This window comes from Nocardia sp. NPDC060220, assembly GCF_042727815.1.
Taxonomy (GTDB): domain Bacteria; phylum Actinomycetota; class Actinomycetes; order Mycobacteriales; family Mycobacteriaceae; genus Nocardia.
Map to the genome: position 1 here is coordinate 1 of NZ_JBHWZY010000238.1, position 8,608 is coordinate 8,608.

At 64.9% G+C, this 8,608-nt stretch carries 8 protein-coding genes and 1 pseudogene; 2 read left to right on the top strand and 7 right to left on the bottom strand.

From position 1 onward, the window contains the following. The 4 genes from ACFWF3_RS14775 to ACFWF3_RS14790 form a co-directional block, all read right to left on the bottom strand. Positions 1–260, bottom strand: a 260-nt coding sequence (locus ACFWF3_RS14775; protein ID WP_379314084.1) for a hypothetical protein, incomplete at its 3' end; no start/stop codon positions are given. 598 nt (positions 261–858) lie between these two features. Then, positions 859–1,269: a DUF4189 domain-containing protein gene (locus ACFWF3_RS14780; RefSeq protein ID WP_379314085.1), complete on the bottom strand. Its 411-nt coding sequence runs from the start codon at positions 1,267–1,269 to the stop codon at positions 859–861. Between the two features lie 263 nt (positions 1,270–1,532). Next, a complete protein-coding gene (locus tag ACFWF3_RS14785) occupies positions 1,533–2,294 on the bottom strand; it encodes an SDR family NAD(P)-dependent oxidoreductase (RefSeq protein ID WP_379314086.1) in 762 nt (253 codons plus the stop codon). Positions 2,295–2,338: 44 nt separating this feature from the next. Continuing rightward, positions 2,339–4,120 carry an acyl-CoA dehydrogenase gene (locus ACFWF3_RS14790; RefSeq protein ID WP_379314087.1) on the bottom strand — a complete coding sequence of 594 codons (1,782 nt, stop codon included), beginning with the start codon at positions 4,118–4,120 and terminating at the stop codon, positions 2,339–2,341. Positions 4,121–4,287: 167 nt separating this feature from the next. Here ACFWF3_RS14790 and ACFWF3_RS14795 point away from each other — a divergent pair, with 167 nt between their 5' ends. Beyond that, positions 4,288–4,902, top strand: a complete 615-nt coding sequence (locus ACFWF3_RS14795) for a TetR family transcriptional regulator (RefSeq protein WP_379314088.1) — start codon at positions 4,288–4,290, stop codon at positions 4,900–4,902. 274 nt (positions 4,903–5,176) lie between these two features. Here the strand turns inward: ACFWF3_RS14795 and ACFWF3_RS14800 are convergent, their stop codons facing one another. The 3 genes and pseudogenes from ACFWF3_RS14800 to ACFWF3_RS14810 all read right to left on the bottom strand — a co-directional run bounded on the left by ACFWF3_RS14800 (position 5,177) and on the right by ACFWF3_RS14810 (position 6,649). Then, positions 5,177–5,506 (bottom strand): rhodanese-like domain-containing protein, encoded by a 330-nt coding sequence (locus ACFWF3_RS14800; protein ID WP_378987393.1) that lies wholly within the window; start codon positions 5,504–5,506, stop codon positions 5,177–5,179. Between the two features lie 409 nt (positions 5,507–5,915). Further along, positions 5,916–6,113 (bottom strand): annotated as a pseudogene (locus tag ACFWF3_RS14805) (ferritin-like domain-containing protein); the annotation flags it as partial. A gap of 38 nt (positions 6,114–6,151) precedes the next feature. After that, positions 6,152–6,649, bottom strand: coding sequence for a diadenosine tetraphosphate hydrolase (locus tag ACFWF3_RS14810; RefSeq protein ID WP_379314089.1), 498 nt, complete (start codon positions 6,647–6,649; stop codon positions 6,152–6,154). A gap of 497 nt (positions 6,650–7,146) precedes the next feature. On the opposite strand from ACFWF3_RS14810, the gene proS reads away from it, so the two are divergent. Continuing rightward, complete coding sequence (gene proS / locus ACFWF3_RS14815; protein ID WP_379314090.1) at positions 7,147–8,586, top strand: proline--tRNA ligase; 1,440 nt, start codon at positions 7,147–7,149, stop codon at positions 8,584–8,586. Positions 8,587–8,608 lie beyond the last annotated feature (22 nt).

Genomic DNA, 8,608 nt, shown 5'->3' on the forward strand with positions numbered 1-8,608 from the left:
AAGTCCCCTGACAGCCACCGTCGGTGCCGCCGACGGCCGTGGCGCCGACGGCCGGTTGAGCCGTCGGACTGCCACGGCGGGTGGCGTTGGTCCGCGGCCGCCACGTCCTCGGCGGCCCTGACGGCGGCGGTGGGAATTGATGGGAGAACATGTTTCGCGTCGGCCTGGATCGTCCACCCTGCACGCCGCCGGGGCTTCCACTGGGCGGTCGCGGCCCGGCTCGCCCGCTTGGTGATGCCCACGACTTTGTAGGTCCCCACAGGCCTCGCCTGACCGGACCAGGGTTGTACCGCATGTCGCGCGCGTGGAAGCAGATCTGCGGCGTCGACGGACGAAGTCCGGCGCGGTGTGAACAGGCGTGAGCGCTATTGGGCAGCCTCGATGCCGGGCGGGATGACGAAGGGTTTCAATCTGCCGCAGCGCCTGACGGATCGAACCGAAAGTGTTCGACAATCCGTGGATCCCCGGTGGGGTATTGGTAAGGCACCAGGTGTCGAAGTCCTCGCGGCGGTAACGGGCATCGGCCGGAACAAGGCGTATTTGGGGCCGCTCGTCCGTCCACCAGATGGGGAAGTCTGTGGTGGTGTCTTGGGCGGGTCATCTACGCCGATCTGTTCGATGACGATCTGGACGCCGTGGCCGAACGGCGGGAACAGAGTGCGTCCAAAGTGCGGCCAAACGCCGGATTCAAGGCGGTGGCCAGCGCGTGAAAGAGGCTCTGACCAGGGCCAGAGCCTTTCTCATTGAGCCCATGTCAGGATTGAGCTGACGACCTTTCGCTATAAGCCGAGTACTCGACCAATGAGCTGAGGAGGGGTGTCAGCCCGACATTTTGTCGAGGACCGTGCGGGACCTAGATCAAGGCCGGGTGCAGGCGTGGTCGCGATTGAACGAGCCGGCGCTTCCGGTACCGGTGGGGAGGTTGCGGGTGGCGTCTGCGTATGCCTCCCCTGGGGTCGCCCCTTTACCGAAGCCCACGATCGGGAACCCTGCGACGATCGCGAGCGGACTCGTCACGACTGCACCGCAGCCGTTCGCGAACGTCACCACCATCCGGCAGTCGATGATGCCTTGACCCTTGCACGCTCGGTCGGCGGCTTGAATGGCGTCGGCCTCCGTCGGGTGGTTGACCGAAAACGCGTAGACGTTGCCCCACACGCTGAGGGAAACGGCGCCCCAGTTGGCCGGGTCGGCGGCGGCGGGCGGTGCCGCGAGGACGGCAGCGGCGCTCACCGAGAGCGTGGCGGCCGCAATGGACTTGTTGAACATGTGGTGTGTGCTTCCTCTGCGCGCCGACCAGGTGCGGCGATCGCATGGAAGATACCGCAGCGCATGGACGTGAGGTCGCCCCAAAAGTCTTGGGGTCGCGGCAAAGACCGTCACGAACTGCGGCGTTCGTGACGGATCTGCCGAAGCCGATCCTGCCGGGTCGACCTGCCGATGGCAGGGAGTGGAGAGGATGGGTTGTTGCCTGCCACCGCGCAGCGATCTGGCTCGGGGAGAGAGTGCGATGGTCGGTGCGGTCGGCGAGCTCAGGTGATGGTGACGCCGCCGTCGACAGCGATGGTCTGCCCCGTGACGTAGCCGCCGGCGGCAGAGGCGAGCCATACCGCGGTTGCCGCGATTTCCTCGCCGTGGCCGTACCGTCCGAGAACGACCCGGGGCATCAGGGACGCGGCGTAGCCGTCGTCGTAGGTGTCGGTCATCTCGCTACGGAAGAACCCGGGGGCCAGCGCGTTGACGCGAATTCCCTTGCGGGATCCCCATTGCTGGGCCAGATCGCGGGTCAGTCCGATGATGGCGGCCTTGCTGGCGCTGTAGGCGGCCTGTGGCAAGCCCGCGGTGGTGAGTCCGAGAATGCTCGAGATGTTGATGATCGAGCCGCCGGCCGGCATGACGCGGCCGCAAGCTTGCGCCATCCAGTAGGAGCCGTGGAGGTTGACGTCGATGACCGCGCGGAACTGGTCGGGGGTCTCCCGGGTCGCCGGGTGGGCGGAGGCGACGCCGGCGTTGTTGATCAGGACATCGACGCGCCCGAACTCCGAGATGGCCGCATCGACGACTGCCTGGCACTGTTCGGGTACCGGGACGTCGGCGGGAACGACGACAGCTCGTCGACCGGCCGCGCGCACGGATTCCGCTGTCTCGGTGAGCTTGTCGGCACGGCGGGCCGCGAGAACGAGGTCGGCGCCCGCCTCGGCGAACCCCTGAGCGAACGACACTCCGAGTCCGGACGATGCGCCCGTGACGATGACGACCTTGCCGGTCATGTCGAACATTTCGAGTAGGGACATCGAGTTCTCCTGGGACATTGTCGAGGTGGTGCGGTGAACGAGGCTCACAGCCAGGTCGGGTCGGTATCGAGGGTGGTTCGGTCGAGCTGCGCCAGCAGTGTCAGCTGCGCGGCGACCTTGGGCAGTTCATACCGGAAGAAGTACTGCGCCGCGACGCGTTTGCCGTCGTAGAAGGCCCCGTCCCGGTTGCCGACAGCGAGCAGTTGGTCGAGCCAGATCCAGGCGATCACGATGTGCCCGGCGGCTTCGAGGTAGATGCTCGCGTTGGCCAGCGAGGCGGCGCGGTCGTCGACCGACCAGATCTGTGCGGTGACCGCGACCAGTTGGTTCAGCGCCTTGCCCAGATCATCGGCGTAGGTGGACAGCGCCGGCGCGGTGGAGGCGCGGTCGATGGTGTCGCTGATGGTGTCGGAGAGCAGGGCCAGGCCCGCACCGTCGTGCATCGTGACCTTGCGGCCCAGCAGATCCAGGCCCTGGATACCGTGCGTCCCTTCGTGAATGGGATTCAGCCGGTTGTCGCGGTAGTGCTGCTCGACATCGAACTCTGTGGTGTAGCCATAGCCGCCGTGGACCTGGATTGCGAGACTGTTCGCTTCCAGGCACCACTGTGACGGCCAGCTTTTCGCGATGGGAGTGAGGACATCGAGGAGAAGGTTCGCTCGATCGCGATCGGGCCCGGTCGTTGTGGCGGCTTCGTCGACGAGTTTGCTGCAGTAGAGCCCGAGCGCCAGTGCGCCTTCGACGTAGGACTTCTGGGCCAAGAGCATCCGTTTGACGTCGGCGTGTTCGATGATGGCCACGGGCTTGCTGTCCGCGGCCGAGGCAGCGTCATCGATCGCTCGACCCTGGACGCGAGTGCGGGCGTACTCCAAGGAGTCGAGGTAGCCGGCGTACCCCAGCGCTGTGGCCAGCAGTCCCACACCGATGCGGGCTTCGTTCATCATGTGGAACATGTAGGACAACCCACGGTGCTCGGTGCCGACGAGGTAGCCGACCGCGCCGGATTCCGGAGTGGGGTCGAAGGTTCCGTCTCCGAAGTTGAGCAGTGCGTTCGTGGTGGCGCGGTTGCCCATCTTGTGGTTGAGGCCGACCAGCGCGACGTCGTTGCGCGTCCCATCGGAGAGATACTTGGGCACGATGAACAGCGAAATGCCCTTCACCCCAGTGCCGCCACCGGGGACTTTGGCCAAGACCAGGTGAACGATGTTGTCGGTCAGCTCGTGGTCACCGCCCGAGATCCACATCTTGGTGCCGGTGATCCGATAGGTGCCGTCCGGCATCGCGACGGCCTTGGTGGTGATGTCGGCCAGTGACGACCCGGCCTGCGGCTCGGACAGACACATCGTGCCGGTGAAACGACCGTCGAGCATCGGCCGGACCCAGGTATCGATCTGCTCGGCGGTGCCGTACTCCGCCAGCAGACTCGCATTGGCGGCAGTGAGGAAATAGTAGGACGACATCGCCGCGTTGGTGGCTTGGAACCAGGTCATCGCCGCGCGGTTGACGACAGTCGGCAATTGCATGCCACCCAAAGCTTCGTCGAACGACCCCGCAATGAGGCCTGCGCTGCGGAACTGCTCGAGGCCGTCGCTGATCTCGCTCGGCAGTACCACCTGGCCCGCTGCACCGATGTACGGCGGGTTCGTGTCGCCCTTCTTGTTGACCGGCGCGAAACATTTCTGGGCGATGTTCGCGCTCAAATCCAGTACCGCGTCGAACGTCTCGCGTGAGTGGTCTGAAAAGCGTTCGCGACTGGTCAGTGAGTCGACCTCGAGCCACTCGTAGAGCAGGAACTCCAGATCGCGGCGGGACATGGGTGTGGACATGACATTTCCTCAGTGTGTGCCGGACGGGACAGGGTGAGGTCACCTAGTCGCGGTGCTGTGCGATGAAGCAAACGATTAGCTATGCGATTGCATAGTTTCTATACGATCGCATATCCTGCGTGGAGGAGGGCGACATGTCAACCCCAAGGACCGAGAGGCGGAGTCCTGTGGACGTATCACGATCAGCGGTTCGCGATGAACTAGGTACTTCCAAGGCAGCCGCGCGGATACGCGCCGCGGCCATCGAGGTCTTCGCTGCCAAGGGATACGGTGCGGCCGGTACCCGCGAGATCGCCGCCAGTATCGGCATGAGTCCGGGAGCGGTGTACCCGCACTACAAGACCAAGGAAGCGCTTCTCTACGCCATCAGCCTGGAAGGGCACAGTTCTGTCCTGGATACGGTCACCGACGCCGACCACGCCGGGGCTTCGGCAACTGAGCGCCTGATATCGACGGTGAACGCCTATGTCATGTGGCACGCCGACAACCACACCGGCGCGCGCGTTGCACAATACGAACTACGCTCGCTGTCGCCCGAGCACTTCACCGTCATCGCTGAAATCCGCCGGTCGACGTCTCGCATATTCTCCGAGATCATCGAAAATGGTTCTGCGGCAGGCGAGTTCGCTCCCGTCGATGTCGGGGTTGCCACGTTGGCAATCACCTCACTCGGGGTCGATGTCAGCCGATGGTTTCCTTCCAAGTCCTACTCCGACGCGGATGTCATCGCTGCGGGATATGTCGAACTCGCCCTCCGTATGGTCGGAGCACGGAGGTCTTGACGCCGCTCCAGGTGTTTGCCCGAGCGGTTATGGGGCGGCGTCGTACCGGGTCCCATCGACGAGACTCAGTATTCCGGGGCGCGGGGCCGACGTCGGCGACGAGGGCGCTGGGTCCTCGAGTGCCCAGGAGCCTTGATCACCGAATCCGGCGACCGAACGTTACCTTCCATTGAAGCGTCGCAGGGTTGTGAGTGCTACAGAAACCGGGACGTGGTCCTGAACCGCCACCTCTGAACGCCCGAGCTCGGGCTTCGGCCTGGTCGGGGCGCCCTTCTCACGGGGTGAGCGGCCCACCGGCGGCGCGCCAATCGATCAGGCCACGGCTCATATTGACCGCTTCGAAGCCGTTCTCGACCAGGAGGTTCGCCGCGCCCGCGGAGCGAAGGCCGCCGGTGCAGAAGGTAATGAGCAGACGGTCCTCGGGCAGTTCCATGCAGCGCGCTTGGAGCACCTCGAGCGGCATGTGCACAGCACCTGGGATGTGTACTCGATTCCACTCGAAGTCACGACGGACGTCCACGACGATCGCACCCTCCGTGACCAGGCGCACCGCCTCGGCGGCGCTGATAGCTGGGGGTCGGCGTAGGTAATGACGGAAGCTCACGCGCAGCACCCTTCTCCTCGTACGAGACGGAAGGCGCCCGGCACGATACTGAGGCGACACAGTGGCAGAGGCTCCATAACCTTCAGCTTAACTGAAGGTTGGAGCGGGGTGAAGGCCACTGGCCTTGCGAGATCACCGTGCCTCGTGAGCGCAGCGCCTCGGTCAGTTCGGGGTGCTGCGCCGCGAATTCGCGGGCGGCAGCCGCGCACCTGTGCGCCAGGTGGCCGAGCGCATTGCTCGCGACGGTAGAAGTGTGTGTCAGCAGCCCGACCTGTATTGCAAGCGTGTGCTCATCGGCAGCGACTACCGCTGCGGCTGTGCTATCGCCGCGGGCGCACTCGGTGTTCACGATGCGCCGGAAGCAGGAATCGCGGCCGTTGTCGGTGGCCGCTCCGGCGTTCTGAACGGTGGTCGCGAGTGCTTTGACGTAGCGGGCACGGTCGAGCAGCTGATGTTCGAGAACGAGGTCTTCGAGCAAAGCTTCGTCGAACGGTTGGGCTTGTTCGCCGATCGCCTCGACCGCGGCGGCAGCCCTTCCGATGAACGGGCCGATCCGCTCCGGCGTGCCGCCCAGGGGCGGATTCGTTCTTCCGAGGGCATCGACGCGCGCGCCGTCTGGACAGTTGGCAAGCGACGCTTACGGTTTCAGCCCTCGATGGCTACTTCCTGCAGTGCAGCCGAAATGGCGGCCCGCAACGGGTCATGCCGGGCACCGAGCCGGTGTTCGGGAGCGTCTCGGTCAGATCCGTAGAGGGCGACCTGGCCTACTCGGAGGTGGTCGGGTTCCCACTGGTAGCGGGGGAGGACGTGGCCGTGCAGGTATGGCCACAAGTTGCCGAGGACCTCGTAGTTGATGCGCAGAAATTCCGGGTCCGCGGCACGGCATGCGCGTTCGACCGCTTCACCGAGCAGCACCATGTCGTGCATGAATGTGACGCGGTCCGCCCGCGGCAGTTCGGTGAGTTGGTCAGCGTTTCCGTCGTGGATGAGCACGCAGTACCCGGGCAGGTGCTGTGTGCTGCCGATGACAGCCCACCCACTGCGCAGTCGGCCGATCACGGTCGGGTTGGTGCCTTGCCGGGCGGCGCCGATCGGATCCTCGAGGTAGTCGATCGACTCGCTCCCTGATTTGCTCTCCGGCATACCGTTTCCCCATCCCTGTTGCGCGCCAAGTTGTATCGGTGGTCCTTCATGAAACCAGCTGGCGGACAAAGGTGATCGCGGATCTGCAGCGCAGGAACATCTGGCTACAGTCTTTGCACTGTCAGGTCCGCGAACTCGGCCTGGATCGACGGGTTGTTGGTGGTTTCGTTGATGAAGTGTTTGCAGGTTCGGCATCGAACTCTTCATCCTCGCACTCGACCGGCGCTTCAGGCATTGGCCGACGCTCCTCGCCGACGCCCGCGCGCTGGAGGATGTCGGCGGGGGCCGCGCGGAGTCGGTGCAGGAACGTCGCGGACGTCGTTCACGTAGAGCAGGTCGGTGGAAGTCCACGTTCCGAATGCCACTGCGCGGCCCCGCAGAACCTCGCTGCGAGCCCTTTTATCCTCGCGCGGCCGCAATCGCTTTTCGCGGAATCCGGAGATCCGCAGGTGTCCGGACCAGCAAATTCGCTGGTGGGGGTCGATAGCCTTGTCGGTATGGCACGGGATGAGCGCGGAGTTACCGCCCAGAGCGAAGATTTCTCCAACTGGTACAACGAGGTCGTCGTGAAGGCTGCCCTCGTCGATCGCGGACCGGCCAAAGGCACCATGGTCATTCGACCGTACGGGTACAGGATCTGGGAACTGCTACAGGCCGAGCTCGATCGGCGTATCAAACAGACCGGTCACGAGAACGCCTACTTTCCGCTCCTGATTCCCCAGTCGTACCTCGAACGCGAAGCCGACCACGTCGAGGGGTTCTCGCCTGAACTTGCGGTGGTCACGCACGCGGGCGGTAAGGAGCTCGAAGAACCACTTGTCGTGCGACCTACTAGCGAGACGATCATCGGCGAGATGATGGCGAAGTGGATCAGCTCCCATCGCGATCTGCCGTTGTTGCTCAACCAGTGGGCCAATGTTGTTCGGTGGGAGATGCGCCCGCGAATGTTTCTGCGCACGACGGAATTCCTGTGGCAGGAAGGCCATACCGCGCACGCCGACGAGGCGGAGGCTCGTGTCGAGATGGAGTTGGCGCTCGGGATCTACGAGACCGTTGCCCGGGAGCTGGCGGCGATGCCGGTCGTGCCGGGTGAGAAGACCCCCGGTGAACGCTTCGCGGGAGCTGTCGAGACGATCACGATCGAGTCGATGATGCGGGACGGCAAGGCGTTGCAGGCCGGGACCTCGCACTACATGGGCACCAACTTCGCGCAGGCATTCGGAATCCGGTACGCCGCCTCTGATGGGCGAGACGCATTCTGTCACACGACATCCTGGGGAATGAGCACCCGGATGCTCGGCGGCATCGTGATGACCCACGGCGATGACCGCGGCCTGGTGCTGCCGCCGCGCCTGGCGCCGCACCAGGTCGTCATCGTGCCGATCATGCGCGGTGATACCGCGGCCGCTGTCGGCGCGGCCGCCGATGAACTGGCGGGCAAGCTTCGGTTCGCTGGGGTCCGCGTTTACGTCGATGATCGGGACCAGACACCGGGCTGGAAGTTCAACGAGTGGGAGATGCGCGGTGTCCCTGTGCGCGTCGAGCTCGGCCCGCGCGATCTCGCTGCCGGGACAGCGGTGATGGTTCGGCGCTTGGGGGAGGAGGGCAAGCAGTCGGTCGACTTGGCGACCCTGCCCGACCTCATGCCCGGGATCCTCGACGATTTCCAGGCGTATCTACTCGCTCGCGCGACCGCGTTCCGTGCCGAAAACACCAGCGCTGTCGACGATTGGGCGGCGTTCGAGGCGGCCGTCGCGACGGGCTGGGCGTTGGCCCTGCACTGCGGTAAACCGCAGTGTGAGATCGACATCAAGGCCCTCACGGCGGCGACGCCGCGGTGTGTGCCGCTGGCCGGAGACGCGGAAAGCGGCCAGTGCGTTCGTTGTGACGCACCGGCCTCCTACGGCAAACGGGTGATCTTCTCCCGGGCCTACTGAACCCCCTCGGCGGGGCAAGGGG

Coding starts and splice junctions, on each gene's coding strand:
- ACFWF3_RS14780 (WP_379314085.1), bottom strand. CDS start 1,269: ATGTTCAACAAGTCCATTGCGGCCGCCACGCTCTCGGTGAGCGCCGCT.
- ACFWF3_RS14785 (WP_379314086.1), bottom strand. CDS start 2,294: ATGTCCCTACTCGAAATGTTCGACATGACCGGCAAGGTCGTCATCGTC.
- ACFWF3_RS14810 (WP_379314089.1), bottom strand. CDS start 6,649: ATGCCGGAGAGCAAATCAGGGAGCGAGTCGATCGACTACCTCGAGGAT.
- proS (WP_379314090.1), top strand. CDS start 7,147: ATGGCACGGGATGAGCGCGGAGTTACCGCCCAGAGCGAAGATTTCTCC.
- ACFWF3_RS14790 (WP_379314087.1), bottom strand. CDS start 4,120: ATGTCCACACCCATGTCCCGCCGCGATCTGGAGTTCCTGCTCTACGAG.